A 26,172-nucleotide genomic window follows, 5' to 3' on the forward strand; every position below is an offset into this window, starting at 1 on the left:
GCCAACGGTCTATCGTCGGTAGCGAGCCAGAATGGGCTGTGTCGTCACGCCGTGCAGCAGGATGCTCAACGCCACCACCGAGACGGTGAGATTGATGATCAGCTCACCAGCACCTAGCGATAGGTCATGACCGAGGCAATAGAACAGGTAGTACAGGCTGCCGATGCCGCGAATGCCGAACCAGCCGATCAGCACTCGCTGCTGACAGTCCAGCAGATTGCCCCAAGGCATCAGGAAGACGCTCAAGGGGCGGATCAACAGAAACAACGCGCCGGCCACAATCAGCGCCCGCCAGTCCCAGTGCTCGATCAGGACCACCCCTAGCAAGGTCACCAGAAACACCTCCATGGCCCGCTCCACGAGACTGCCAAAGGCCAGCATGTCGCCGAGCATGATGCCTGCGGCCACCTGTGCTTCCTCCAGCGACTCCACATCACCTTTCACTGCGTGCTCAGGCGCCAGGTGCTGGTGACCGACTACCGGCTGCACCAAGTGCTCGGCGGGCTCGGCCAGGTCGGTGCTGGTGTGAGCCTCCGCCTGGCGCAGGCCGAGGCCCGCCGCGAAAACGGCGAGGAAGCCATAGGCATGGATGAGGTCGGCAAAAAAATACGCCAGCGCGATCAAAGCCAGGGTCAAGTAGTCATTCGGCGAGATCGTGCTGTCTTCGTTGCGGATGCGCAGGTACAGCGTCAGTTGGCCAAGGCCTCGGCCCATCCAGTAACCACTGAGCAGGCCCGCCGGGACCGCCCATAGCACGCTGCCCGTCAGCCAGCCGCCAAGACTCTGGCCGATGCCTGTGGTGTGCTGCATCAGCAGCAGGCCGAGCAGCACGAACGGAAACGCCACGCCATCGTTAAGGCCGGCCTCGCCGGATAAGCCGAAACGCACGCCATCGTAGTCCTGTGCATCGCTGACCTGGACCAAGGTGGCGAGCACCGGGTCGGTGGGAGCCAGGATTGCACCGATCAGCACGGAAACACCCCAGCCCAGATTCATACCGTAGTGCAAGAGCAGGGTCACGCCGCCGATGCACAGAAGCATCACCGGGCCAGCCAGGAGGAACGCAATCTTCCAGCGCTGGTGGTGGAGCGGCAGGCGCAGCTTGAGGCCGCTGACGAACAACGAGAACAGCACTGCCGCTTCGGTCAGGTGTTCCATCCAGCCCCTGGACGACGAAATCGGCAACTGCAACAGACCGAGCCCGGCAGGGCCTAGGCCGATTCCCAGCCCCAGGCATACGACGGCTGTGGTGACCGGTGTCCAGCGCAGATAGGAAGACGTCAGGGCCAATACCAGCAGCACCATTCCCAAGGTGGCGACCCAGATGATGAAACTCATGGAAGTGGCGGCCTCTATTGCTGCGGGTCTTCAATGTCAGACGCGGCAGCGTTTCGGCCGTTCCACCGGCATGCGAGGGCCCGGCGGCAACGAATCGGTGGTCTATATTCTTTGGAGCCTGAGCGGGTCAGGCGTCAACGAGGATAAGGGAATATGGCTGACGATCTTACCAACCGGGGGCCGCAAGACCGGTCTCGCATCAACCTTTCGGAATCGTGGGAGGTCCAGTACTGGACCAAGAAGTTCGGCGTCACCGAGCAGCAGCTTCGCGACGCGGTCAAGGCGGTGGGCTCCGGCGCCGACGCCGTCCAGAAGAAGCTCGGCAAGTAGATGGCGGGCTGAGGGTCACACGCCTTCATCCCGCCACCGCCCGGCGGGATGGGGCACACCTCACATGCCGCGTTGCTTCGCTACGGATACAGAGGCGGCCTGACCAAGCTGTCGGGCATGCGCAACACCCCAATGTAGTGCTCGGGTCATTGTCTCACCGGGACGCTTGTCGAAAGCCTCTTCAGAGAGCGGCTTACCGAGCTCATCGTAGACCCCTACGAAGAGTTGAGTTTCTCCCGTCCGCGCCAAGCGTACCTGCACATCGATCGTACGTCCGTTATCCAGTTTTTCGTCATGAGTACGGTGATGTAGATCGGGATCTACCCACTCCCAGAATGTCTTTCCCCGCTGTTTCATTCAGCCAGCCCTATGCCAGTTTGATCTGCCGTTTCGTCAAAGTAGCGTAACTGATCCCACTGTCCAGCTTGTCGATAAACCAATTTGACATGAGACAGGCCAGAGTAAGTGATTGCGGCTGGTACGTTCCTCAATCCTGCGCTGAACCAATCGTTTCGGAAAACCGTCAACCCAGAAACAACGAAGCGGGCTAGAGCGATGCGTGAGGATCCGGTTGCGGACGTACTGGCGTACTGCAAACAACATGACCTGCTGCTGACCACCGCCGAGTCCTGCACGGCGGGCTACATGATCTCGCTGCTGGCCACGGTGCCTGGCACTGGTGAGGTGGTGGAAAGCGGGTACGTGGTTTATTCCCCCCAAGCCAAACAACGACTGCTTGGTGTCACTCCCGAGACGATCGAACGATACGGTCTGACCAGTGAGGCCGTTGCCTGGGAAATGGCAATTGGCGCGCTAAAGGACAGCAAGGCAGATATTGCCATTGCCACTACTGGCGTGGCTGGCCCTGAACCTGAAGATGGCATTGCTCCAGGCACACTGTGCTTTGCCTGGGCCTTTGCCGGGGAACCTCCAGCGGTCTTTACCCGCTGTCAGCGCTTTTTTGGGGAGCGCAGCGAGGTGATGCGGGAAGCGGCGCTCTATGGCCTGACTCAGCTTCCTCATTACCACCGGCGCTGGCTGCGGGGTGAACGGGCCTGAGGGCATTGATGATGAAGGAAGATGAGCTGCACTCGCGGCGGTTTCCGGTCCGCGAAGACATGCGGATGCAGCACCGTGTCTGGACCTTCGAACGCATCGGCTGGTACGCCTTGGTCCTTATCGTGCTCCTGGCGCTCGCCGGCGTATTCGGCAACGGGCCGCTGAGCAATGCCGAAGCGGTCAGCGCCGACGGCAGCCTTCGCGTGCAGTACCAGCGTTTGAGCCGCAGCGGCACGGTGGACGATCTGCGGATCACGGTGCGAGGCACAGCGGGAAAACCTGTGACATTGGTGCTGGACGGCACACTGCTGCGTGAGGCCAGCATCGAGACGATGCAACCCGAACCTCAAACCTCGATGTCGCGAGGCCAGGCTCTGCTTCTCCAGTTGGGCACGAGTGAAGACGGCGTCGCCACCCTGTACCTCACCGTTCGTTCGGAGTACGTCGGCACGCTGCAGGGGCTGGTAGAGGCGGGTCCCGGCACCTCCGTCAGTTTTTCAACCTTCCTGTTTCCCTAGGAGCGTTTCATGGACTCGATCCTCCGAGCCGCGGGCATGTATATCGCCCTGATGATCCTGTTCCGGATCGCCGGCAGACGCTCATTGGCGGACCTGACCACGTTCGACTTTGTGTTGCTACTGATCATTGGCGAGGCGACCCAACAGGCCCTGCTGGGGGAGGACTTCTCCTTTACCAACGCCATGCTGGTGATCGCCACGCTGATCGTCCTGGACGTAGGCCTGTCTCTGGCGAAGCTGAGCTCCCGGCCTCTTGCCCGCTTTCTCGATGGCCACGCCACCCTCGTGGTGGAACGGGGGCGTTTTCTTCATGAGCGGATGCGGCGGGCAAGGCTTACCGAGAACGATATTCTGGAGTCGGCCCGTAACAGCCAAGGCGTGGAGAAGGTAGAGCAGATCAAATTCGCGATCGTGGAGCGCAACGGGAAAATATCGATCATTCCCGAGGAATGACCGTTTTCTATGGAGTCAGGCCCGAGCTTGATTGGCCGCGTCCAGCCCATTCAGGCAGTAGTTGCACAAGGGCAACATCAAGCTCCTCGATCGACCAAGGCTTGAAGAGAAAACTCATCGGCGCGGGCAAATGCTCCGTATCCAGGGGGTAGCCCGACGTCAGTAGCACAGGCAGGGTCGCCCACTTCTGCTTGATCATTTCCGCTAGCTCCAGGCCCTTTATGGTGCCTGGTACGCCATGGTCGGCGATAACCAGATCGCATTGGCCTTGCTGCTCCAGCAAGTAGACAAGCGCGTCTTCGGCATTGTTGAAGCCCACAGAGACGGCGCCGCGTCCATCAATGATGCTGACGAGGAGATCCCGCAAGACCAGATCGTCCTCAATCACGACGATGCGGCAACCGGTTAATTCCATACCTGAGCGCTCAACGTTCACGCGGCTTTCCTTCCTGATCCGTTGTGCAGACTTTATCGGTCGATGGATGTATCAAATATTCGACCAGCGTAGCAGCACAGGCCGAAATACCTTCTAACAGAACCATTTCAAAGCCATGAGTGTTTTCTGTTGGGATGGCAATACACCCCGCCAGGGCGTCAACACCCGTACTCAGCACGGCGCTGGCGTCAGAGGCGAAATCCACCAGCAGTGCTGACTGTGGCTCGTAACCTGCGCGAATGGTAGCGGCCATCAAGGCCAGAACGACCGAACGGCTGTAATAGCCTTTCTGGTCGCCGGTATTGATGATCGGATGGGCAGAAAGCGAAGTGTCGTACTCCTCCAGAACCGGCCCGACCTCCACGGCGATAGTGGTATCGCCAGGGAGTCTGGATGCGGCGTACAGGGCGCCGGCATTGGACTCTTCCTCCAGGGTGGTACAAACGAACCAGACGTCCTGCTTCAGTCGCTCGCGGTTTTGCTGCAGCAGCCTTGCCGCCTCTATCACCGCGACCAGCGGAGCCCGATCGTCCAGAAAATGGGCGGCGATGCAATCTTGCACCCTGAACGGCCTGCGCCAGTGCTGGCTGAGCACCACCCGGCTACCGGGACGGACACCGACCCGCTCCAGTTCCTGCTTCGACTTCCGGGTAACGACGTAGACATCTTTCCATTGCACGTCACCGGAAAGCACATCCCGGCCACTGGGCGTGCTACCACTGTTATGCATAGAGCCATACGACAGAACGCCGGGGAGGACCTCCTGATCCCCCAGGATATCGACCGGACAAACGCCGAAGGAAACGGGCTGGGCGCCACCCAGCGCCACCACCTCAAGGTGGCCGTCGGCGCGGACCCTCTTCACGATCATCGCGATTTCATCGAGGTGAGCCATGACCCGGATCGCCGACTGCGGGTCGACGTTCCCCGGCGCCCGGACCAACCCGAGCACATTGCCCGCCCTGTCGGTCTCCACGGTGTCGCACCAGCGCCCCAGCTCTCGCAGGCAAACCGTGCGAACCTCATCCTCCTGGCCGCCAGGCCCCCTAGCGATCAGCAGTTCTTCAAGCAGGCATTCGAGATTCATGATCGCTCCGTTCCGGTACACCCAGGGCGATAGACCGTCTGCCTCGGGGGCTGTTCAGAAGCGTTCAAACATTGATGACCCAAATACCCATGCAGGAAACCGCCGGGAAACAAGGCGTTCGTGCGCGACAGGCTAACCCTCTCATCCTTTAACGCACCTCGTCCGACACGGGGCGATTCGAGTGAATGATCGAAGCCATTTCAGGCGTCCTAGAGGAACACAGACTTTCCTGTGTGAAACCAGAACATGAGGTGAAAGATCATGGCAAACAACCAGAGCAATCGCGGCCATCAGGGCGGTAGCGCAAACAGCAATCCGGGCAACTTCGCAAACGATCGGGAGAAAGCGGCGGAAGCCGGACGCAAGGGCGGGAAGTCATCTGGTGGCAATTTCGCCAATGACCACGAACGAGCCTCCGAGGCCGGACGTACCGGTGGCCAGCAGAGCCATGGCGGCGGTCGTCCAAGCGGCAACAGTCGCTGATCCGAGCAGTGCTGTACCAGGGCGGCTCACGCCCTGGTACTCCTTTCTCACGTCGTAGAAAACTTTCCAACATCCACCGGCTGGGGCACGAAAGCTGGCCCTTGGCCTGATACCCGCCATTTGACGTTTGTGATCCCATGACGCTCGGCCATTGGCCTGCTCACTTTCTTGAGCGAGTGCTGGCCGAACCTCGGAATCAGTCCCACACCCGCGTCGCAACTCGCCCAATGCCAGGCTTCGGCGTTGTCCATCCTCTCCAGGCGGATAATGAAAGTTCGATAGCTGCCGTGCAGCTCGTATTCGATAACGTATAGCTGTGATCCTGCCATGGGGGTTCTCTCCACTTGTTAACCAAGCCTATGGAGCGGAGGAGAGATGACGAAATTCAGTCGGATTTAATCAGCGGCGAAGACCACCACGGCAGCGGCTCGCATCACTACGCGAGCAAATGTAAAAAAAGATTTCAGACGCTTGCTGCGGTCCCATGGATATAGGGACAAAAAAGGAAGGAAATCATGAAATTCGCGATGTTTTGCCAGTGGCTTTCGAACCGGGCAGGCAGCCCTCGGACGTTTCTGGTGGCCATGCTTCTGATCTTGCTCTGGGCCGTGACGGGGCCTTGGTTTCACTACAATGACACTTGGCAGCTCATCATCAACACCTCGACTACGATCATCACTTTCCTGATGGTCTTCCTGATTCAGAACACGCAGAACCGCGACAACGACATCATTCATGTGAAGCTCGACGAGTTGATCCGGGCGACCAAGCATGCCGAGCGATCGGTCCTCGATCTGGAGGACATGGACAGCGCCAAGCTGCGTGAGCTGCGCAAGGAGTACCGGGCGCTGGCTGAAAACTGCCCTCAGGTGAATCCTGTAGTAGCGGCTGAGCTTGCGGAGAAGCTAGAGAACGAGATCCGCAACCACCAGCGGTGATAGAGCGGGTCGGATGATCAAGGGAGGCTTGGCTTACGTGCTTGTCGCCCCTGACCGGCATCGAGGAACACGAGTATTCTGTTCGGGTCTGAGTCCTCACCAACGCATTGCGTATCCTTTGCCCCGACTCGAATAGGAAGTGATTCCAATGTCTGATTGGCTACCCGACGAAAATGTCGCCTTCGACCGTCTGCGCCGTTTCAACTGGGATAATACGCCGCTCGGGCCGTTGGACGGCTGGCCGGATGTACTGCGTACTACAACTACCTTGGCATTCTCCTCCGAATTCCCTCAGGCAATTGTCTGGGGGCCTGAGTTGATCACCCTCCACAACGACGCTTTCACACCTATCCTCGGTAACAAGCCCACTGCCCTGGGACGCCCTTTCGACGAAGTCTGGGAGGAGGCTTGGGAGCACATCAAGCCTTATGCCGAAGCCGCTTTCCGTGGAGAGCCAACCTTCATCGAAGATTTCCCTCTGATGGTCCAGCGTTCCGATCAGATGGAGCAGGCCTATTTCACCTTCTGCTATAGCCCCATTCGCGACAGCGCTGGTGTAGTGGTTGGTCTACTGGATACCGTCGTTGAAACCACCGCAACGGTCATTGCCAATCAGAAGCTCAATTTACTAGACGCCATCAGCACGGCAGTGGCTGGGGTGGATGATCCCATTGCCATCATGGACTTGACCTGCCGGCGCATGGTCGAGCACATGAGCCTATCCAATTGTGCTTATGCTGACATGGACCCGGACGGAGACGGTTTCACTATCAGGGGCGACTGGGCCGCCAAGGCAGCGCCGCGAATCCGCGGCCACTATCGGCTCGCGGACTTTGGTGTCCAGGCTGTGCAAGACTTAAATGCTGGGCGCCCCCTCGTACTCGAAGACAATCGGCGAGATTTGCCGGCAGAGGAATCCGCGACGTTCCAGGCTATCGGTATCGCCGCAACGGTATGCGTGCCCCTCATCAAGAATGGTCAACTGACAGCGCTCATGGCCATTCATGACTGCGTGCCGCGCAAGTGGTCCTCCCATGAGGTGAATCTACTGCTGGAGATCGCCGACCGCTGCTGGGCCCATATCGAGCGGGCACGCTCCGATGCCTCGGTACGTCAGGGTATCGCGGCGCTGGCGACCCTAAACGCCACTCTGGAAAAAAGAGTTGAGGACCGGACAATTCAACTGGCGCAGGCGGAAGCGGCATTGCGGCAGTCGCAAAAGTTAGAAGCCATCGGTCAACTGACTGGAGGCGTGGCCCATGACTTCAACAACTTGCTCACTGTCATTCGCTCGTCGGTGGACTTTCTACAACAGCCCCACATGCCGGAAGAGCGCAGAAACCGCTATGTACAGGCGATATCCGATACGGTGGACCGGGCCTCGAAGCTGACCAGCCAACTACTGGCTTTTTCAAGACAGCAGGCGCTTAACCCGACAGTTTTCGACGCCGGCGCTTGCGTGGAGCTTCTGGGCGACATGCTGCGCACCGCTACCGGTGCCTTGGTCAATATTGAGACCTCCCTGCTTGACGAAGAGTGCTTTGTGCAGGTTGACATGAGCCAGTTCGAGATCGCCATTGTCAACATGGCGTTGAATGCCCGGGACGCTATGGACGGGGAAGGTACTCTGCGTCTGACCATTGGGAGTTGCGATAGATTACCGCCTATCCGTGGTCATGCCGGCACTGACCAGAAGTTTGTGGCGGTCTCACTGGCCGATAGCGGCAAAGGTATCCCGGCGGGGATCCTGGAGAAGATCTTCGAACCGTTCTTCACCACCAAGGACGTCGGAAAGGGCACTGGGCTGGGCCTGTCGCAAGTGTTTGGCTTCGCCAAGCAATCAGGTGGCGACATCGATGTCCAGACCGAAGAAGGGCGTGGCTCGACGTTCACTTTGTATTTGCCGAAGGTGGATAAACCTCAGGATGAATCACTGCGCGAGACACCCGCCGCAACGCTCCCCGTGTCACTGTCCTCCTACCGCATCCTGGTTGTAGAGGACAACGATGAAATTGGCGTAATCGCAGTAAAGATGCTCGAGGCCATGGGCTTTTCAACCGTTCGTCGCGCTAGAAATGCCGCCGAGGCGTTGATACTGGTCGGAGAGGATGCTGGGAATTTCGATGTGGTTTTTTCGGACGTCTTGATGCCTGGGGACAGCGGCATCGCCTTGGCCAACGAGTTGCGTCGGCGCCGCGTGGAACTGCCCATCTTACTGACGTCTGGCTATAGCGAGGAGCTTAGGGGAACGGCGAACATTCAGTTTGAGTTCGTCCATAAGCCTTACTCGGCGGAACGGGTTCGGTTGGCGCTGTGCAAAATTCTATCGAAATGAGCCATCGGCACCAGAGAAGCAGAAACGAGCCAGTACTTCGCATCAGCCACCTTTCCCTGGTCTGTGTGTAGAACAGGCATTTTTGATCAGCCCGAGGTCTACTGACATCGCGTAGGAACGTCCGCGTTGTACTTGGAAGATGGAGGAAATATGGAATTTACAGACAGGCTGGAGGAGTAGATTCGTAATCACCTGCGGTGAGCGCGCAGTCTGTTAAGGTGGACCGCTGGCAGCAACGAAGCACGGGTGCCCCCGCGCCTCGCCGCCGCTGCCTTACCGAGGCTCGTGGATAGGGCAACCGTTGTGGCTGGCACGAAAGTCCGCTGACATCTCGTAGGAGGGTTTGCGTACCCGCATCACGCCTCCCAGTGGCCTGTGCGCAGCGAGACCATGCCACGGGCTGAAGGCCATGCCGTCATCGATCTCATCCACCTTTGCCTCATCCCAAGACGCTTGTGGCGCGACGTCAAGGCGAGCGACCGTGACATAGGGACTAAGCTCTTCTGGCCACTGCACCGAAGCATCCTCGATCGGCATCCTCTCGATGTCTGTCGCCAGCTGAATGCGAATCTCCCAGCTCCCACCTTCCTCACGAAGGTACTCCGCCACCGCCGTGCGCAGCCCGTCAGGATCGTCACTCAGGTCGATTGGACGGTCGGTCAGGACACACAGCGACGGCGACACCGGCACCACGGCCACTTTGGCGTAAAAGGGGCCGTAGAGAACGGGAACCACGGTGGTGAAGGACTCACCCAGAATGTGGGTCTGCGGATGGCCGCCCAGGCTCTTCAGCGTGCCACTCTCACCTCCCAAGGCCTCCACCGTGGACTCGACACCACGCAGCACTGCCGACAATACCTTCTTCATTCCAGGTGCTTTATCAGTGGTCTTGGCCAACAGCTTCAGGGTTTTCAGGAAGGCCTTGGGGGTGGCGGCGGTGAACGCCTTGGCGTTTTGCATCACGAAGTCCTGGGTCACCTCGCCCTCACTGCCAGGCAGACGTGGTCCCTCAATACCGACGATCTTCAAGGCAAGCCCTCGTGGCGTGGAGACCTTGTCATCCAGAATGTCGCCAGGGTTGGTGGAAAAACGCAGATAAGCGGAAAACACACCTGGCTGCGCGAACGCCCCTTGCGCCAGGTTGGGCGGCAAATCTGGAACCGTCACCCTGCCGCGCAACAGACCATGTGCCTTGGCGTGAACACTACGGTTGGCATGGCCATTGTTGTTGAACGTCGTCTCCATGATGTCGTGGAGGGCTTGGGCCAATTCCTTACTCGTCTCGGCCTCATCGTCCGGGATCTGCTCAAAGGATGGCTCGAAGCGTAGCGGTACCACTGAAGGTGAGTTTTCTGGTCGGTTGTTCATCAGGACTCTCCATTTTTGGCATGGATTCGGGGCTTGCAGTACCGAGGCCTGAGCCAAACGATTTTTGCTGCCCGTAACCTAAGGGCCAGGCGCTGCAGCGTGTGTTCAGGCGGCCAACGAGAAACCCGGACGGATGGCGAATAGCGTCACTGCGGGAGGCGCTCTGGACCGCCCGTCGCCACGAGCGGGCATTCGCCCTAACACTGGGTTCTGGACCGTCTCGAACAGGTATCACCCTTCTGAAACCTTAGGAGCAGCCGCCATGCGCGAATACCCGACGCCACCCTTCGCCTCGCAACCCCAAACCGTGCCCGGTTCACAGCGCAAGATGGATCCTTACCCTGACTGTGGCGAGGAGTCCTACACCGGCAATGGCCGACTGGCCGGCAAAATCGCGCTGATCACCGGCGCCGACAGCGGCATCGGCCGAGCCGTTGCGATCGCTTACGCGCGAGAAAGCGCAGATGTCGCCATCGCCTACCTGAGTGAGCATGAAGATGCCCAGGAAACACAGCGTTGGGTCACAGCTGCGGGTCGCCAGTGCCTGCTGCTGCCAGGTGACCTTGCACAAAAGCAGCACTGCCGAGACATCGTCAGCAAGACGGTCGAGCAGTTCGGCCGGATCGACATCCTGGTCAATAATGCAGCGTTCCAGGCGACTCACGAGACACTGGAAGAGATCGAGGACGACGAGTGGGTGAAGACATTCGACGTCAACATCACCGCCATCTTCCGCATCTGCCAGGCGGCGCTGCCGTCGATGCCCAAGGGAAGCTCGATCATCAACACCAGTTCGGTGAACTCAGATGATCCATCGCCCACACTGTTGGCCTACGCCACGACCAAGGGTGCTATCGCCAACTTCACAGCGGGCCTGGCCCAATTGCTTGGGAAGAAAGGTATTAGGGTCAACAGCGTGGCGCCCGGCCCGATCTGGACGCCGCTGATCCCATCCACCATGCCCGACGAGGCGGTGAGGAACTTTGGGTCGAAGACGCCTCTCGGTCGTCCGGGCCAGCCGGTCGAGGTGGCGCCGATCTACGTGCTGCTGGGGGCCGATGAAAGCAGCTATATCTCGGGGTCACGGTACGCCGTTACGGGCGGCAAGCCGATTCTCTGAGGATGAGGGAGCCGGGGCCCTCAACGGCCCCGGTCTGAATCAGGACTTCTTCCGGGCTTGGCCACGAGCGGCTTTCTGTGCGGTGGAGTCGTGTCCGGTACCGGTAGATCCGTTGGGGCGATGTGCGTCGTTGTCGCGCTCTTCCTCGCCATGGGAAGTGGCTTGTCCTCCACGCATTTTCTCTTGGGATGGTTTGTTCATTGCCGCCTCCAGACCCAGCGTTGTGCTTGTCTTTGGGAGAAAGCGCAGCGACGGGCGAGGTTCAGATTGAGCAGATGAAACCGGGGGAAAATAGGTCATTACTCGCCTCGAAGACCAGTCGCATTTAAATCGAAAATTTCGCATCTATTTCGAAAGCCTACACCCCGATCAACCGGCTGCACATAGCTGGCTCATCCCACTTTCGGTTTGATTTGGCCACCTTTCCACGTTGTCCCTCGGTGGCTCTCTTACCCGTCCTGCTGTAGGCCGGCACACGCTCAGACAACAGTGTCTCGCCTTACTGCCGACCAGTGAATCGCCGCTGACTGCGCCGTCCCGACACCTTCGATTTACGCCTTGCTGGCATTGTCGTAAATGGCGCAACCACCAAGGAATGTCATTGCAGCAGCGATCAGTGGATTACCGATGGAGTTCATCCTTGGATCTCTCCTTGGTTTTTCACATGTGAAATCACGCTCAAAAAAGCGCAGATATGGAATTTTCCGCACTCCTAAAGCCTCCTGCGGACCTGACCCATATTTGCTTTGGACACGAGCGAGAAATTTTAGGATAGGGCTGGTTGCATTGGCCGTCGTGTAAGTAATCTGTGCACATATGGCAGTCGATTCGGCGATGTGAGGTATCCTGAATCTCCAAACGTGACCCGGGATTGATGTTGGTGTTAGGCGCTCGGTACAGGCGGAACATCATTCGCTCCCGCAGTTCGTGGCAATCGGAGAATCCAAGGTGAGAAAAACAAAGCAGGAAACGCAGGCTGTCGAAGATGAGCGATTGCGAGCTGAAGCAAGAGCTGTACTAGCAAAGCGAACCTTGAATCGCAGTCGCTTTCTGAACGCGGCTCTTTCAAACGGCGCGGATTTCGAGCCAGCTGGACGGCTGGCCGGCTGAAGTATTCTTCTCCATTTTTTCCACTAGCTCGGAAAGGCCCTGATCACCGGTTTAGGGCTAGAGCGACCGCATTGCTGCTACTGAGCCTCACTCGCGATCCGCCATGGCTACGGGCTCTTGTGCGGTATCAAAGAGCATCGAGCTGCTGAAGATTGTCTCGTAGCTTGCCCCTTCCAGGGATGGGAACTCAGCGTCCCCGTAAATATAGGTTTTGTCACCTAGAACCCTGTATACGTACGCAATGCCTTCCTCAGATTTGAAACGCAAAATCGACTCCAAGGGTTCCATCATCCACCGACCAGCGTGATTGACATGGTCCGGAGTAATGAGCTGCACACTTTCCACTCTTAACCCGCTTTCCTGGTCGCTCACGAGAGATTGGAGGAGCTGGTCGTTACTCAACATCAGCATGGGATGCTGCACAAAATCTCCCTCCTGCTCATGGGTGACGACGTAAAACCAGGGCCTATGGATATTGTGTTCCACATAGCTCCATGAGGAGGGATCCTCGCCAAAAAGACTAAATTGATCGATTTTTGCGTGTTGGTAGGTCAGAAACATCAGTGCATCTCTAAATATACTATCCACAGTATAGTGCAGAACGCATCGAAGCGGCTTCATCGTTCCCTTTGCGAGTTGCTTCAATGCGATCGGAACTCAAGCATGCGCTTGGTAAAGTGCTCAAGTCGTATCGGCTTAAACGAAATCTCTCTCAGGAAAGCTTAGGGCCGAGCCAGGCCTACATCAGCAACCTTGAGCAGGGCAGATGGAGCCCGTCGATCGACAAGATCGAGCAGATGTCCAATGCAATCGGAGTGCACCCCGCGAGCGTCATTCTTGCTGGGTACCTCTCCTTAGCAGATAGTGCGAGCGCTGACGAACTGTTGGAGCGAATCCGAGGAGAAATAGGAGAACTTGGACTCTAGATAGGGGGCCGACAATACAACATCCTCCTTGTGAAACCGCATTCCGCAGAGGCACAGAATGGCGGCCATTTTATGACCATCTCAGTTGCGCTATAGAGCCGTGGTCTTTGCCAGCCCGTAGCGGTTGCCAGCAGTAAGTCATGAAATCACAGAACGTGAGGAAGCATCCCAAGTGGGGATGGAATGAAGATCGGTCGCTGACTGACAGCTATGACAACCGCATTTCAACACATTCTCCCGGTCATGTGAGCAGAGCCCACGTGCAACAATGATGATGAAACATCAAAATGAGGCAAAACCCCGGTTTGAGGCTCTGCCTCAGCCTTTAGCCGACCTTGTAACACTTGCATTGACACCATAACCGCGGAGGATCAACGCCGCCGCGTTGCGTGCCAGAGCCCGCTTGAGCACCTGCCGCGGATAGACGTTGGCGCTGTCGATCGAGCCTTGAAACAGTGCCTCGAACCCCAGCGGACGGTGCTTGGTATCGAGAAAAAGGCAGCCGAACACCTCATGCTGCTCGTGCCTCAATTGCGCCTGGAGATAGGCCCGAACCCCCGCTGGGTTTTCCAGTGCCGAGCTGCGACTGAGGTGCTCGCCCAGATGGCGCCGCGCCATTTCCATCACCGCCTGTAACTGAGCGTACTTGGCCGGCCCCAGCCCCAGTTGCTTGTTGAAGCACGGTTGGTCCGCCTCCAGCAAACCCCGCAGCCCGCCGAAGCGGTTCAACAGGTCCCGGGCCAGGTCCACCGCACTGCGTCCCCGCACTCCCGTCCGCAGAAAAATAGCCAGCAACTCCGCATCGGAGAGGCTAGCCGCGCCTTGTCCCAACAGCTTTTCCCGTGGTCGTTCCAACACGGGCCAGTCCCTGATACTCATGACAATTTCCCTCTGTCTGTCCGTTACTGCTCCCGGCGCTCTTGCAGGGAGCAGCCCTGTGCTATCTTAGCGGCCACTTTTTGCGCAGCGATCCGGCCTGGGGAGGCGTTGGCGTTGCGCGCAAACCCTCATCGGAAAAAGGCAGGCCTATGCAGCGGCTGTATCGGAAACGCATCGTTCTCGGCGTCGGCGGCGGCATCGCCGCCTACAAGAGCGCCGAGCTGGTTCGCCGACTTCTGGAACACGGCGCCCAGGTGCGCGTGGTCATGACCCGTGGCGGTGCTGAATTCATCACCCCCCTGACCATGCAAGCCCTCTCCGGGCACCCCGTGCACATGGACCTATTGGATCCCGCTGCCGAAGCGGCGATGGGCCACATCGAACTGGCCAAGTGGGCCGATCTGGTGCTGATTGCACCCGCCACCGCCGATCTCATCGCTCGCCTGGCCCAAGGCGTGGCCGACGATCTGCTGACCACCCTGGTGCTGGCCACCGACGCCACGGTCGCCGTGGCCCCGGCCATGAACCAGGCCATGTGGCGCGACCCGGCCACCCAGGCCAACCTCGAAACCCTGCAAAGCCGCTCGATCCAGGTCTTCGGCCCGGCCTCGGGCAGCCAGGCCTGCGGCGACGTCGGCCTGGGCCGCATGCTTGAGGCCAGCGATCTGGCGTGGTCCGCCGCCGAGTGCTTCCAGCGCCAGTCGCTGACCGGCAAGCATGTGCTGATCACCGCCGGCCCGACCCAGGAAAACATCGACCCGGTGCGCTACATCACCAACCACAGCTCCGGCAAGATGGGCTTCGCCCTCGCCGAAGCCGCGGCCGAAGCCGGCGCACGGGTGACCCTGGTCACCGGCCCGGTGCACCTGCCGACGCCTGACCGGGTCACCCGGATCGACGTGGTCAGCGCCCGCGACATGCTCGCGGCGTGCGAAGCGGCGATTCCCTGCGACCTGTTCATCGCTTCGGCGGCGGTCGCCGACTACCGCCCGGAAGTCGTCGCCCCGCAAAAACTCAAGAAAGACCCTACGACCGGTGACGGCCTGCTGCTGCAGATGGTGCGCAACCCGGACATCCTGGCCACTATCGCCACCCGTCCGGACCGTCCGTTCAGCGTTGGCTTCGCCGCCGAGACCGAACACCTGCTCGATTACGCCGCACGCAAGCTCAAGGACAAGAACCTCGACCTGATCGTCGCCAATGACGTGGCCAACCCCAGCATTGGCTTCAACAGCGAGGAAAACGCCTGCAGCGTGATCGACCGGCAGCTCCATGAAACCCTGTTCGCGCAGACCAGCAAGGGCAAGATCGCCCGCCAGCTGGTCGCCTTCATCGCCGAACGCCTCAACCAGGTTTGACCCAAATGCACGCTCTGCAAGCCAAGATTCTCGATCCACGCATCGGCGGCGAATTCCCGCTGCCGCAGTACGCCACCCCAGGTTCGGCGGGTCTCGACCTGCGCGCCATGCTCAAGGAAGACACCGTCCTGGAGCCGGGCCAGACCCTGCTGATCCCCACCGGCCTGTCGATTTACATCGGCGACCCAGGCCTGGCGGCGCTGATCCTGCCGCGCTCGGGCCTCGGCCACAAACACGGCATCGTGCTGGGTAACCTGGTCGGGCTGATCGATTCCGACTACCAGGGCGAGCTGATGGTTTCCTGCTGGAACCGCGGCCAGAACGCCTTCACCATCACCGTCGGCGAGCGCATTGCGCAACTGGTCCTGGTGCCGGTGGTACAGGCTCATTTCGACATCGTCGAGGCCTTCGACGAGAGCCAACGCGGTGCTGGCGGCTTCGGTCACTCCGGTAGCCAATGATCCCCTGATCGCCCCCGGATCCATGCCGGGGGCGAACTCTCCGGCAAAATGGCCGTCCAAGCGTTCCACACGCCCGAAAGCCATCGAGACTGGAGTTCCGTGATGAACGATATGGCCCAACTGATCCCCGCACTGCCTGACAGCATTTTCCGCGCCTACGATATCCGTGGTGTCGTGGGAGATACCCTGCACGCCGAAACGGCTTATTGGATTGGACGCGCCATCGGTGCACAGAGCCTGGCCCAGGGGGAACCGAACGTGTCGGTTGGCCGCGACGGCCGCCTGTCCGGACCGATGCTGGTGGAACGGCTGATCCAGGGGCTGGTCGACGCCGGTTGCCAGGTCAGCGATGTCGGCCTGGTGCCGACTCCTGCGCTGTACTACGCCGCCAACGTGCTCGCCGGAAAATCCGGCGTGATGCTCACCGGCAGCCACAACCCGCCGAGCTACAACGGTTTCAAGATCGTCATCGCCGGTGACACCCTGGCCAACGAACAGATCCAGGCGCTGCTGACCCGGCTGAAAACCAACGACCTGAGCCGCGGCGAAGGCAAACTCGAAAAAGTCGACATCCTTCCTCGCTACCACCAGCAGATCGTCGGTGACATCAAGCTCGCCAAGCGCCTGAAAGTGGTGGTGGACTGCGGTAACGGCGCCGCGGGCGTCAACGCCCCGCAACTGATCGAAGCACTTGGCTGCGACGTCATCCCGCTGTTCTGCGAGGTCGACGGCAACTTCCCCAACCATCACCCGGACCCGGGCAAGCCGGAAAACCTGGTGGACCTGATTGCCAAGGTCAAGGAAACCGGCGCCGACCTCGGCCTGGCCTTCGACGGCGACGGGGACCGCGTCGGCGTGGTGACCAACACCGGCAGCATCGTCTATCCGGACCGCCTGCTGATGCTCTTCGCCCAGGACGTGCTGGCCCGCAACCCCGGCGCCGAAATCATCTTCGACGTCAAATGCACCCGCCGCCTGACCCCGCTGATCGCCGAATACGGCGGCCGCTCGCGGATGTGGAAGACCGGCCACTCGCTGATCAAGAAGAAAATGAAGGAAACCGGCGCACTGCTCGCCGGTGAGATGAGCGGACACATCTTCATCAAGGAACGCTGGTTCGGTTTCGACGACGGCATCTACAGTGCCGCGCGTTTGCTGGAGATCCTCAGCAAGACCGCGCTGGACGCCGAAACCCTGTTCGCCGGCTTCCCGAATGATATTTCCACACCGGAAATCAACATTGATGTGACCGACGAGAGTAAATTCGCCATCATTGATGCACTGCAACGCGACGCCGACTGGGGCAAAGCCGACCTGACCACCATCGACGGTGTGCGAGTCGATTATCCCCACGGCTGGGGCCTGGTCCGCGCGTCCAATACCACACCGGTACTGGTGCTGCGTTTCGAGGCCGACAACGAAGCCGAACTGCAGCGAATCAAGGCTGTTTTCCACGCGCAACTCAAGCGCGTTGCCCCTGACCTGCAACTACCGTTCTGACCGAACCACTTGTTCCAACTGGAGCCCTGCATGACCCTCGATCGCGATGCCGCTACCCATGTCGCCCAGGTACTGTCCGAAGCGCTGCCTTACATCCGACGCTTTGTCGGCAAGACCCTGGTGATCAAGTACGGCGGCAACGCGATGGAAAGCGAGGAGCTGAAAACCGGCTTCGCACGCGACGTGGTCCTGATGAAGGCCGTCGGCATCAACCCGGTGGTCGTCCACGGTGGTGGCCCGCAGATCGGTGACCTGCTCAAGCGCCTGTCGATCGAAAGCCGTTTCGTCGATGGCATGCGCGTCACCGACGCCCAGACCATGGACGTGGTGGAGATGGTTCTCGGCGGCCAGGTGAACAAGGACATCGTCAACCTGATCAACCGTCACGGCGGCAGCGCCATCGGCCTGACCGGCAAGGACGCTGAGCTGATCCGTGCGAAAAAGCTCACCGTCACCCGTCAGACCCCGGAAATGACCACGCCGGAAATCATCGACATCGGCCACGTCGGCGAAGTCGTTGGCGTTAACACCGACCTGCTGAACATGCTGGTCAAGGGTGACTTCATTCCGGTCATCGCGCCGATCGGCGTAGGCCCGAACGGCGAGTCCTACAACATCAACGCCGACCTGGTTGCCGGCAAGGTCGCCGAGGCCCTGAAAGCCGAGAAGCTGATGTTGCTGACCAACATCGCCGGCCTGATGGACAAGCAAGGCACCGTGTTGACCGGCCTGAGCACCGAGCAGGTCGATAGCCTGATCGCCGACGGCACCATCTACGGCGGCATGCTGCCGAAGATCCGTTGCGCACTGGAAGCGGTCCAGGGCGGCGTGCACAGCTCGCACATCATTGACGGCCGCGTACCGAACGCCGTTCTGCTGGAAATCTTCACCGACAGCGGCGTGGGCACCCTGATCACCAACCGCAAGCCGCGTCAGTAATACCTTTCAATGAGAAGCCCGCTACCAGGCGGGCTTTTTCATGATCGCTTGAACCGTTTTCTGTGTTTATTTGGGAGAAACAGCGTGAAATATGCTTCACATGGACTCGTGCTGGCAGCCGCCATCGCTTTCGGGTCGTTGGCAGGTTGTGCAACAGAAACATCCAGAGCGGTCGCCGTGCAGCAGGTCGAAAGCGTCAGCCGCCCCTATAGCGGTGTGCGTGCGCCTATCGCGGTCGGCAAGTTCGACAACCGCTCCAGCTACATGCGCGGCATCTTCTCCGACGGCATCGACCGTCTCGGCGGTCAGGCGAAGACCATCCTCATCACCCACCTGCAGCAGACCAATCGCTTCAACGTGCTGGACCGCGACAACATGGGCGAAATCCAGCAAGAAGCGGCCATCAAGGGCCAGGCCCAGCGTCTGAAAGGTGCGGATTACGTGGTGACCGGTGATGTGACCGAATTCGGTCGCAAGGAAGTCGGCGACCATCAGCTCTTCGGCATCCTCGGTCGCGGCAAGACCCAGATCGCCTACGCCAAGGTTGCGCTGAACATCGTCAACATCAGCACCTCCGAAGTGGTTTATTCCAGCCAGGGCGCGGGCGAGTACGCCCTGTCCAACCGCGAAATCATCGGTTTCGGCGGCACCGCCAGCTACGACTCGACCCTCAATGGCAAGGTGCTCGACTTGGCCATGCGCGAAGCCGTGAACAAGCTGGTCGACGCCGTGGAAAGCGGCGCCTGGAAACCTGTCACCCCTTAAAGACTCTACGCACAAGGACGAACCGTAATGAGTACGGCAACCCTGAGCTGGCGCGCAGTCGCCGGCGTTCTGCTGGGCAGCATCCTGCTGTCCGGCTGCACCGGGCCGAAAACCCTGTATCAGTGGGAAGGCTACCAACCGCAGGTCTATCAGTACTTCAAGGGCGAGTCGAAAGAAGCGCAGGTCGAAGCACTGGAAGGTGATCTGCAGAAAATTCGCGCCAAGAACGGCGCCGTTCCTCCGGGCTACCACGCCCAGCTTGGCCTGCTGTATTCGAGCCTCGGCAAGGATGATCAGATGGTCCAGCAGTTCCAGACCGAGAAAGCGCTGTTCCCTGAATCGGCGGCCTACATGGACTTTCTGCTGAAAAACGCACGCCAGGGAGTGGCCAAACAATGATCCAGCGTCTGTTCAAACTGGCGGCGAGCGCCTGCATCCTCGCGCTGTTCGCCGGCTGCGCTCACCAGCAAAAGAGCGTCGATTACTCGGAATACAAGCAGGCCAACCCGCGCTCGATTCTCATCCTGCCGCCGCTGAACGAGTCGCCGGATGTGAAGGCGACCTACAGCATGCTGTCGAACGTGACCTATCCGCTGGCCGAAGCCGGGTATTACGTGCTGCCGGTGGCGCTGGTTGATGAGACCTTCCGTCAGAACGGCATGACCACGCCGAGCGACATCCACCAGTTGCCCACCAACAAGCTGCACGACATCTTCGGTGCGGACGCGGCGCTGTATGTCACCGTGAGTGACTATGGCACGCGTTACATGGTCATCAGCAGCGCAACCATTGTGACGGCCAAGGCCAGCCTGGTCGACCTGCGCAGCGGCAAGACCCTGTGGACCGGTGCGGCCACGGCGTCCAGCCAGGAGAATCAGAACAACAGCGGAGGCGGGATTATCGGCCTGCTGATCACCGCTGCGGTCAATCAGATCATCAGCAGCGTGCAGGACGATGCCGGCTACCCGATTGCCGGGATCACCGGTGCCCGTCTGCTGACGCCGTACAAGAACGGCGGCATCCTCTACGGACCCCGCTCGCCGCACTACGGAAAAGACTGAGCCAAATGAAAACGGGCCGCTTGAAGCGGCCCGTTTTCATTTCAGACGCCGAATTGGGCGCGGTAGGCTTCCACCGCCGGCAGGTGCTGCTTGAGCGCCGGATCGTCGGCGAGGAACTCAAGGACCTGGGTCAGGGAAACGATGCTGACCACCGGAATGCCGAAGTCGCGCTCCACTTCCTGGATCGCCGACAGCTCGCCGTTGCCGCGCTCCTGGCGGTTCAACGCGATCAGCACGCCAGCGGCCTTGGCCTGCTGGCCCTGGATGATCTGCATGACTTCGCGGATCGCGGTGCCGGCGGTGATCACGTCGTCGATGATCAGCACTTCGCCGGTCAGCGCCGCGCCCACCAGGCTGCCGCCTTCGCCGTGGTCCTTGGCTTCCTTGCGGTTGAAGCACCATGGCACGTCAAGCTGATGCTGCTCGGCCAGGGCCACCGCGGTCGCCGCGGCAAGGGGAATACCCTTGTAGGCCGGGCCGAACAGGACATCGAACGGAATCTTGCTGTCGACGATCGCCGCCGCATAGAAACGTCCAAGCTGGGCCAGGGCCGAGCCACTGTTGAACAAGCCGGCATTGAAGAAATACGGGCTGGTACGACCCGACTTGAGAGTGAACTCACCGAAGCGCAGAACCCCGCGATCGATGGCAAAACGAATGAAGTCGCGCTGATACGGCTGCATGAAGAGTCCCGGATTACCACGGATTTAGCTAATTGAGTAGAGCTCGGGTATCATACACGCACGTGATTTTTGGGGCCATTTATGCGGATCATCAGTGTGAACGTTAATGGCATTCAGGCTGCGGTCGAGCGTGGTTTGCTCAGCTGGCTGCAAGCTCAGAATGCCGACGTCATCTGCCTTCAGGATACCCGCGCCTCGGCCTTTGAACTCGACGACCCGGCTTTTCAGCTAGATGGCTACTTCCTTTATGCCTGCGACGCAGAAGTACCCGCCCAAGGCGGCGTGGCACTTTATTCGCGGTTGCAGCCCAAGGCAGTCATCAGCGGCCTGGGCTTCGAGACAGCCGACCGCTACGGACGTTACCTGCAGGCCGATTTCGACAAAGTCAGTATTGCAACCCTGTTGCTGCCTTCCGGGCAGAACGGCGATGAAGACCTGAACCAGAAGTTCAAGTTGATGGACGACTTCGCCAAGTACCTGGACAAGCAACGTCGTAAACGCCGCGAATACATCTATTGCGGCTCGCTGTACGTGGCGCAGCAGAAGCTCGACATCAAGAACTGGCGCGACAGCCAGCAGTCGCCAGGCTTCCTCGCCCCGGAACGCGCGTGGATGGACGAGATCGTCGGCAACATGGGCTATGTCGATGCCCTGCGCGAAGTCAGCCGCGAAGGCGACCAGTACAGCTGGTGGCCAGATAACGAACAAGCCGAGATGCTCAACCTGGGCTATCGCTTCGACTACCAGTTGCTGACCCCCGGCCTGCGCCGCTTCGTACGAAGCGCACGCCTGCCGCGCCAGCCGCGCTTCTCGCAACACGCGCCGCTGATCGTGGACTACGACTGGACGCTGACGATCTGATCGTCAGCCACAAAAAAGCCGACCCTTGGGTCGGCTTTTTTATTGGGCGATGGCTCAGTCAGCCAGCGACACCTTTTGCAGCTCGAACAGATCGGCCATGCCTTTCTGCGCCAGCTCCAGCATCGCGTTGAGTTCCTGCGGCTGGAACGGCGCGCCTTCAGCAGTGCCCTGGACTTCGATGAAGCCGCCAGCGCTGGTCATGACCACGTTCAGGTCGGTTTCGGCAGCGGAGTCTTCGAGGTAATCCAGGTCCAGGACCGGCTCGCCCTGGTACATGCCCACCGAAACGGCAGCGATCATGTGCTTGAGCGGGTCGCCGCCTTTCAGGCCGCCACGCTTCTTGACCACACGCAGCGCATCGACCAGGGCAACCATGGCGCCGGTGATGGACGCGGTGCGGGTACCGCCGTCGGCCTGGATCACGTCGCAGTCGACGTACAGGGTGATGTCGCCCAGCTTGCTCATGTCCAGCGCGGCGCGCAGCGAGCGGCCGATCAGGCGCTGGATTTCCAGGGTGCGGCCACCCTGTTTGCCACGGCTGGCTTCGCGCTGGTTACGCTCACCGGTGGAGCGCGGCAGCATGCCGTACTCGGCGGTCAGCCAGCCTTGGCCCTGGCCTTTCAGGAAGCGTGGAACACCATTTTCGACGCTGACCGTGCAGACGACTTTGGTGTCGCCAAACTCAACCAGTACCGACCCTTCGGCGTGCTTGGTGTAGTTGCGGGTGATGCGGATCGAGCGGAGCTGATCGGCAGCGCGACCACTTGGACGTTTCATAGGGGATACCTGTACTGGGTTCGAATCTGCCGAGCATTATAGAGCGCCAGGCCGCGACTGGACATGCCTGAGCGCGAAAGGCCCGCCCGCCGCCCGTCGCACGGCTCAAACCCCGCGCACATCGGGCTTCGACAGGTTTTTGTCGGCGTTCAGCGCAGTGTTTGTCACATCCGTTTATGGGAGCCGGCAGCGCACTGCGTTACAATCCTGCGCCTTTGCAGCCTGTCGGCTTTCCCTTCATCTATCTGCGAGGTACTTCCCATGGTGCACAGCATGACCGCCTTTGCTCGTGTCGAACGAGCCGGGACCCAAGGCACCCTGATATGGGAACTGCGCTCGGTCAACCATCGCTACCTTGAGCCGCACCTGCGTCTGCCGGACGCCTTCCGCGATCTTGAAGGCGCCGTACGCGAGTCGCTGCGCCAGGGGATTTCCCGCGGCAAGGTCGAGTGCACCCTGCGCTTCAACGAAGAAAACGCCGGCAAGCCGTTGCAGGTGGACCGTGAGCGCGCCGCACAACTGGTGGCCGCCGCCGAGACCGTGGCCAGCCTGATCAAGCAGCCGGCACCGCTCAATCCCCTGGAAGTGCTGGCCTGGCCCGGCGTGCTGGTCGTCGATGCCAACGACCCGCAAGCCTTGAACGTCGAAGCCATCGAGCTGTTCGACGCGGCGCTCCAGGAGCTGAAAAATGGCCGCAACCGCGAAGGCGCGGAGCTGGCGCGGCTGATCAACGAGCGCCTGGACAGCATGAGCCAGGAAGTCACCACCCTGCGCGCGCTGGTGCCGCAGATGCTCGCCGCCCAGCGGCAGAAGATCCTCGACCGCTTCAGCGACATGCAGGCCGAACTCGATCCGCAACGCCTGGAACAGGAAATGGTCCTGCTGGCGCAGAAGAGCGATGTCGCCGAGGAGCTCGACCGTCTCAGCACACACGTCACCGAAGTGCGTCGGGTGCTCAAGTCCGGCGGTGCAGCGGGCCGGCGCCTGGACTTCCTGATGCAGGAGCTCAATCGCGAAGCCAACACCTTGGGCTCCAAAGCCTTCGACCCACGCAGCACCCAATCGGCGGTCAACCTCAAGGTTCTGATCGAGCAGATGCGTGAACAAGTACAGAACATCGAGTAAGGCCACCCCCATCATGAAACACAGCAGCGGCACCCTGTACATCATTTCGGCCCCGTCCGGCGCCGGCAAGACCAGCCTGGTCAAGGCCCTGACCGACGACCTGAACCACATTCGCGTGTCGGTTTCCCACACCACGCGGGCCATGCGTCCGGGCGAGCACAACGGGGTGAACTACCACTTCGTCGACCGCGCCGAGTTCGACCGCCTGAACGCTCAGGGCGACTTCCTCGAGCAGGCCGAAGTCTTCGGCAACTGCTACGGCACCTCGCGCAGCGCGCTGCAGCAGACCCTCGATGAAGGCCATGACCTGATCCTGGAAATCGACTGGCAAGGCGCGCAGCAGGTGCGTGATCAGATGCCGGGCACGCGCTCGATCTTCATCCTGCCGCCGAGCCAGCAGGCCTTGCGCCAGCGCCTGACCAACCGTGGCCAGGACAGTGACGAGATCATCGAAGGCCGGATGCGCGAAGCGGTCAGCGAGATGAAGCACTACGACGAATACGAGTACGTCATCATCAATGACGACTTCGCCACGGCGCTGGAAGATTTGAAAGCGGTGTTCCGCGCCAATCGCCTGCAGCGCGAAAGCCAGCAACAACGCCACGGCGAGCTGCTCAAGCAACTGCTGGCTTGAGCCCTCGCCGTCCCGGCCGCCTCAGCGGCGGCTCGGGATGGTTGCGTGACGGCGCAGCGTCATGCCAAGGAAGAACGCCGGCGCGCGCAGACGCGAGAGCAGCATCAGGACGATGCCCAGCAGCAGGATGATCATCGCGATCACGAACACCAGCCCCAACCCGCCCACATGCGAACCGCTGCCGAACGAAGGCGAGGCGCTGTCGATTGCGGTCTGAACGAAGATCACCGAAAGAATCCCGCCGCCCAGCAACGGGCACACGCCTCTCATCATGAAGTGCCGCGCGCTGTCCATCAGGCTGTGGCGGAAGTACCAGACACAGGCGAACGCCGTCAGCGAATAGTAGAAGCAGATCATCATGCCCAAGGCTGTGATGGTGTCCGCCAGCACGTTTTCGCTCAAGGTGCGCATGGTCACGTAGAACACACCGGCGGCGATGCCGGCGCAGATGGTGGCATAACGCGGAGTCTGCGAGCGCGGGCAGATGCGCGCGAAGCGCTCTGGCACGGCGCCGTAGTAGCCCATGGCGAGCAGAGTGCGGGCCGGGGAGACGAAGGTCGATTGCAGCGACGCGGCGGTACTCGCCAGCACGGCGATGGACATCAGGATTGCCAGCGGGCCCATGACTGGACCTGCGAGGTGAGCGAAGACGTTTTCCTGGATCCGTGGATTGCCCAGGCCCAGCCCTACTTCGCTGATACCGGCGAATTGCAGCGTGGCGATAGCGGTGACCAGGTACAGGCCGAGGATCAGCAGTACGGTCAGGGTCGCGGCGCGGCCAGGCACTTCATCGCTGCCCACCGACTCTTCGCTCATGGTCAGGCACACGTCCCAACCCCAGAAGATGAAGATCGACAGCGACAGGCCGGCGGTAAAGGCCGAGAAGGACTCGACGCCGAACGGGTTGAACCAGTCCATCTGGAAGTTCATCGGCGGTTGCTCGGGGGTCGAGCCGCCGAACGCCGCGATGGCGAAACCTATCAGCACCAACAGTTGCAGCGCCACCAGGCCGTACTGCACCGCCATGGTCGTGCCGATGCCGCGACAGCAGATCCACACCGCCATGGCGATGAACACGCAACAGGTGATGACGTTGATCAGCAGGTTGTCGCTGAGCGCAGCCACCTCGTGGCTGCCAGTGAGTTGCCCGAGGAAGAGATAGAAGAAGTCCACCGCCACACCGGCCAGGTTGGACAGGACGATGGTGGTGGCCGTAACCAGGCCCCAGCCGCCGATCCAGCCGATCATCGGGCCAAAGGCGCGAGCCGACCAGGTAAAGGAGGTGCCGCTGTCCGGTTCGGCCGCGTTCAGCTCGCGATAGCCGAGGGCTACCAGCAGCATCGGCAGGAAGCCGACGATGAACACCGCCGGCAAGTGCGCGCCGACTTCGCGGACCGTTGGACCCAGCGCGCCGGTGAGGGTGTACACCGGGGCGATGGTGGAAATGCCGAGCACGATACTGGCGAGCAGTCCGAGCCGGCCCTTGGCCAGCCCCTTGGATGCTCCGGATGTGCCGGCGCTTGCGCGAGCCTGCCCCGCCGTACTCGGGGTCAGGCTTGCCTGGAAATCGCTCATGAGTAGTTGCCGTCGCTATTGGTATTGTTTTTCAGGGCATCAATTGATGCCCG

At 60.4% G+C, this 26,172-nt stretch carries 27 protein-coding genes and 3 pseudogenes; 19 read left to right on the forward strand and 11 right to left on the reverse strand.

Translation table 11 applies throughout. From position 1 onward, the window contains the following. Positions 1 to 9: 9 nt before the first annotated feature. Positions 10 to 1,338, reverse strand: coding sequence for a cation:proton antiporter (locus tag NTD82_RS24810; protein ID WP_262130686.1), 1,329 nt, complete (start codon positions 1,336 to 1,338; stop codon positions 10 to 12). A gap of 153 nt (positions 1,339 to 1,491) precedes the next feature. Here NTD82_RS24810 and NTD82_RS24815 point away from each other — a divergent pair, with 153 nt between their 5' ends. Beyond that, positions 1,492 to 1,668 (forward strand): DUF3606 domain-containing protein, encoded by a 177-nt coding sequence (locus NTD82_RS24815; RefSeq protein ID WP_262130687.1) that lies wholly within the window; start codon positions 1,492 to 1,494, stop codon positions 1,666 to 1,668. 60 nt (positions 1,669 to 1,728) lie between these two features. Here NTD82_RS24815 and NTD82_RS24820 read toward each other — a convergent pair whose 3' ends face one another. Further along, on the reverse strand, positions 1,729 to 2,025 hold the full coding sequence (locus NTD82_RS24820; protein WP_262130688.1) for a hypothetical protein: 297 nt from the start codon (positions 2,023 to 2,025) through the stop codon (positions 1,729 to 1,731). Between the two features lie 198 nt (positions 2,026 to 2,223). Between NTD82_RS24820 and NTD82_RS24825 the strand changes: the two genes are divergently transcribed. The 3 genes from NTD82_RS24825 to NTD82_RS24835 are packed head-to-tail and all read left to right on the forward strand — an operon-like array spanning position 2,224 to position 3,698. Next, positions 2,224 to 2,727 carry a CinA family protein gene (locus NTD82_RS24825; RefSeq protein ID WP_262130800.1) on the forward strand — a complete coding sequence of 168 codons (504 nt, stop codon included), beginning with the start codon at positions 2,224 to 2,226 and terminating at the stop codon, positions 2,725 to 2,727. 11 nt (positions 2,728 to 2,738) lie between these two features. After that, a complete protein-coding gene (locus tag NTD82_RS24830; RefSeq protein WP_262130801.1) occupies positions 2,739 to 3,245 on the forward strand; it encodes a hypothetical protein in 507 nt (168 codons plus the stop codon). Positions 3,246 to 3,254: 9 nt separating this feature from the next. Continuing rightward, positions 3,255 to 3,698, forward strand: coding sequence for a DUF421 domain-containing protein (locus tag NTD82_RS24835; RefSeq protein WP_262130689.1), 444 nt, complete (start codon positions 3,255 to 3,257; stop codon positions 3,696 to 3,698). 7 nt (positions 3,699 to 3,705) lie between these two features. On the opposite strand, the gene NTD82_RS24840 is transcribed toward NTD82_RS24835, so the two are convergent. Next, a complete protein-coding gene (locus NTD82_RS24840) occupies positions 3,706 to 4,134 on the reverse strand; it encodes a response regulator (protein WP_262130690.1) in 429 nt (142 codons plus the stop codon). Then, positions 4,124 to 5,221 (reverse strand): M28 family peptidase, encoded by a 1,098-nt coding sequence (locus NTD82_RS24845; protein WP_262130691.1) that lies wholly within the window; start codon positions 5,219 to 5,221, stop codon positions 4,124 to 4,126. Before NTD82_RS24845 ends, NTD82_RS24840 begins: the two co-directional genes overlap by 11 nt. Positions 5,222 to 5,539: 318 nt before the next feature. On the opposite strand from NTD82_RS24845, the pseudogene NTD82_RS24850 reads away from it, so the two are divergent. Next, positions 5,540 to 5,704 (forward strand): annotated as a pseudogene (locus tag NTD82_RS24850) (general stress protein); the annotation flags it as partial. A 47-nt stretch (positions 5,705 to 5,751) separates the two neighbouring features. On the opposite strand, the gene NTD82_RS24855 reads toward NTD82_RS24850, so the two are convergent. Further along, positions 5,752 to 6,033: a DUF6555 family protein gene (locus NTD82_RS24855; RefSeq protein WP_262130693.1), complete on the reverse strand. Its 282-nt coding sequence runs from the start codon at positions 6,031 to 6,033 to the stop codon at positions 5,752 to 5,754. Positions 6,034 to 6,219: 186 nt separating this feature from the next. Here NTD82_RS24855 and NTD82_RS24860 point away from each other — a divergent pair, with 186 nt between their 5' ends. Beyond that, complete coding sequence (locus tag NTD82_RS24860; RefSeq protein WP_262130694.1) at positions 6,220 to 6,642, forward strand: low affinity iron permease family protein; 423 nt, start codon at positions 6,220 to 6,222, stop codon at positions 6,640 to 6,642. Positions 6,643 to 6,790: 148 nt separating this feature from the next. Further along, entirely contained in the window at positions 6,791 to 8,977 is a 2,187-nt protein-coding gene (locus tag NTD82_RS24865; protein WP_262130695.1) for an ATP-binding protein, read from the forward strand. 273 nt (positions 8,978 to 9,250) lie between these two features. Here the strand turns inward: NTD82_RS24865 and NTD82_RS24870 are convergent, their stop codons facing one another. After that, positions 9,251 to 10,345, reverse strand: a complete 1,095-nt coding sequence (locus NTD82_RS24870; protein WP_262130696.1) for a catalase family protein — start codon at positions 10,343 to 10,345, stop codon at positions 9,251 to 9,253. A 262-nt stretch (positions 10,346 to 10,607) separates the two neighbouring features. Between NTD82_RS24870 and NTD82_RS24875 the strand changes: the two genes are divergently transcribed. Beyond that, a complete protein-coding gene (locus NTD82_RS24875) occupies positions 10,608 to 11,465 on the forward strand; it encodes an SDR family oxidoreductase (protein ID WP_262130697.1) in 858 nt (285 codons plus the stop codon). Positions 11,466 to 12,662: 1,197 nt separating this feature from the next. Here NTD82_RS24875 and NTD82_RS24880 read toward each other — a convergent pair. Then, positions 12,663 to 13,136, reverse strand: coding sequence for a hypothetical protein (locus NTD82_RS24880; RefSeq protein ID WP_262130698.1), 474 nt, complete (start codon positions 13,134 to 13,136; stop codon positions 12,663 to 12,665). A gap of 83 nt (positions 13,137 to 13,219) precedes the next feature. Here NTD82_RS24880 and NTD82_RS29495 point away from each other — a divergent pair, with 83 nt between their 5' ends. Continuing rightward, a complete protein-coding gene (locus NTD82_RS29495; RefSeq protein WP_410017089.1) occupies positions 13,220 to 13,501 on the forward strand; it encodes a helix-turn-helix domain-containing protein in 282 nt (93 codons plus the stop codon). Positions 13,502 to 13,867: 366 nt separating this feature from the next. On the opposite strand, the pseudogene radC reads toward NTD82_RS29495, so the two are convergent. Further along, positions 13,868 to 14,380: pseudogene (radC, locus tag NTD82_RS24885) on the reverse strand (RadC family protein); the annotation flags it as partial. A 149-nt stretch (positions 14,381 to 14,529) separates the two neighbouring features. Here radC and coaBC point away from each other — a divergent pair. The 7 genes and pseudogenes from coaBC to NTD82_RS24920 all read left to right on the forward strand — a co-directional run bounded on the left by coaBC (position 14,530) and on the right by NTD82_RS24920 (position 20,464). Then, a complete protein-coding gene (gene coaBC / locus NTD82_RS24890; RefSeq protein ID WP_095158967.1) occupies positions 14,530 to 15,738 on the forward strand; it encodes a bifunctional phosphopantothenoylcysteine decarboxylase/phosphopantothenate--cysteine ligase CoaBC in 1,209 nt (402 codons plus the stop codon). A 5-nt stretch (positions 15,739 to 15,743) separates the two neighbouring features. Further along, positions 15,744 to 16,199: a dUTP diphosphatase gene (gene dut, locus NTD82_RS24895; RefSeq protein WP_095158966.1), complete on the forward strand. Its 456-nt coding sequence runs from the start codon at positions 15,744 to 15,746 to the stop codon at positions 16,197 to 16,199. Between the two features lie 126 nt (positions 16,200 to 16,325). After that, a pseudogene (locus tag NTD82_RS24900) lies at positions 16,326 to 17,699 on the forward strand (phosphomannomutase/phosphoglucomutase); the annotation flags it as partial. A 30-nt stretch (positions 17,700 to 17,729) separates the two neighbouring features. Beyond that, complete coding sequence (gene argB, locus NTD82_RS24905) at positions 17,730 to 18,638, forward strand: acetylglutamate kinase (RefSeq protein ID WP_095158964.1); 909 nt, start codon at positions 17,730 to 17,732, stop codon at positions 18,636 to 18,638. A gap of 84 nt (positions 18,639 to 18,722) precedes the next feature. After that, entirely contained in the window at positions 18,723 to 19,403 is a 681-nt protein-coding gene (locus NTD82_RS24910; protein ID WP_110969771.1) for a CsgG/HfaB family protein, read from the forward strand. Between the two features lie 27 nt (positions 19,404 to 19,430). After that, entirely contained in the window at positions 19,431 to 19,802 is a 372-nt protein-coding gene (locus NTD82_RS24915) for a DUF4810 domain-containing protein (RefSeq protein ID WP_095158962.1), read from the forward strand. Beyond that, positions 19,799 to 20,464, forward strand: coding sequence for a DUF799 domain-containing protein (locus NTD82_RS24920; RefSeq protein ID WP_262130699.1), 666 nt, complete (start codon positions 19,799 to 19,801; stop codon positions 20,462 to 20,464). The genes NTD82_RS24915 and NTD82_RS24920 overlap by 4 nt, the downstream gene beginning before the upstream one ends. A 41-nt stretch (positions 20,465 to 20,505) precedes the next feature. Here the strand turns inward: NTD82_RS24920 and pyrE are convergent, their stop codons facing one another. Beyond that, complete coding sequence (gene pyrE / locus NTD82_RS24925) at positions 20,506 to 21,147, reverse strand: orotate phosphoribosyltransferase (RefSeq protein WP_095158960.1); 642 nt, start codon at positions 21,145 to 21,147, stop codon at positions 20,506 to 20,508. Between the two features lie 81 nt (positions 21,148 to 21,228). Between pyrE and NTD82_RS24930 the strand changes: the two genes are divergently transcribed. Beyond that, entirely contained in the window at positions 21,229 to 22,008 is a 780-nt protein-coding gene (locus NTD82_RS24930; RefSeq protein WP_095158959.1) for an exodeoxyribonuclease III, read from the forward strand. Between the two features lie 54 nt (positions 22,009 to 22,062). Here the strand turns inward: NTD82_RS24930 and rph are convergent, their stop codons facing one another. Continuing rightward, positions 22,063 to 22,785, reverse strand: coding sequence for a ribonuclease PH (rph, locus tag NTD82_RS24935; RefSeq protein WP_262130700.1), 723 nt, complete (start codon positions 22,783 to 22,785; stop codon positions 22,063 to 22,065). 261 nt (positions 22,786 to 23,046) lie between these two features. Here rph and NTD82_RS24940 point away from each other — a divergent pair, with 261 nt between their 5' ends. Both NTD82_RS24940 and gmk read left to right on the forward strand, forming a co-directional pair. Continuing rightward, on the forward strand, positions 23,047 to 23,910 hold the full coding sequence (locus tag NTD82_RS24940; RefSeq protein WP_262130701.1) for a YicC/YloC family endoribonuclease: 864 nt from the start codon (positions 23,047 to 23,049) through the stop codon (positions 23,908 to 23,910). Between the two features lie 13 nt (positions 23,911 to 23,923). Then, positions 23,924 to 24,544, forward strand: coding sequence for a guanylate kinase (gmk, locus tag NTD82_RS24945; RefSeq protein ID WP_262130702.1), 621 nt, complete (start codon positions 23,924 to 23,926; stop codon positions 24,542 to 24,544). 21 nt (positions 24,545 to 24,565) lie between these two features. Here the strand turns inward: gmk and NTD82_RS24950 are convergent, their stop codons facing one another. After that, a complete protein-coding gene (locus NTD82_RS24950) occupies positions 24,566 to 26,119 on the reverse strand; it encodes an APC family permease (RefSeq protein WP_095158955.1) in 1,554 nt (517 codons plus the stop codon). Positions 26,120 to 26,172 lie beyond the last annotated feature (53 nt).

The sequence above is a fragment of the Pseudomonas sp. 5P_5.1_Bac1 genome (genome assembly GCF_025466015.1).
In the GTDB taxonomy this organism is placed as follows: Bacteria; Pseudomonadota; Gammaproteobacteria; order Pseudomonadales; family Pseudomonadaceae; genus Aquipseudomonas.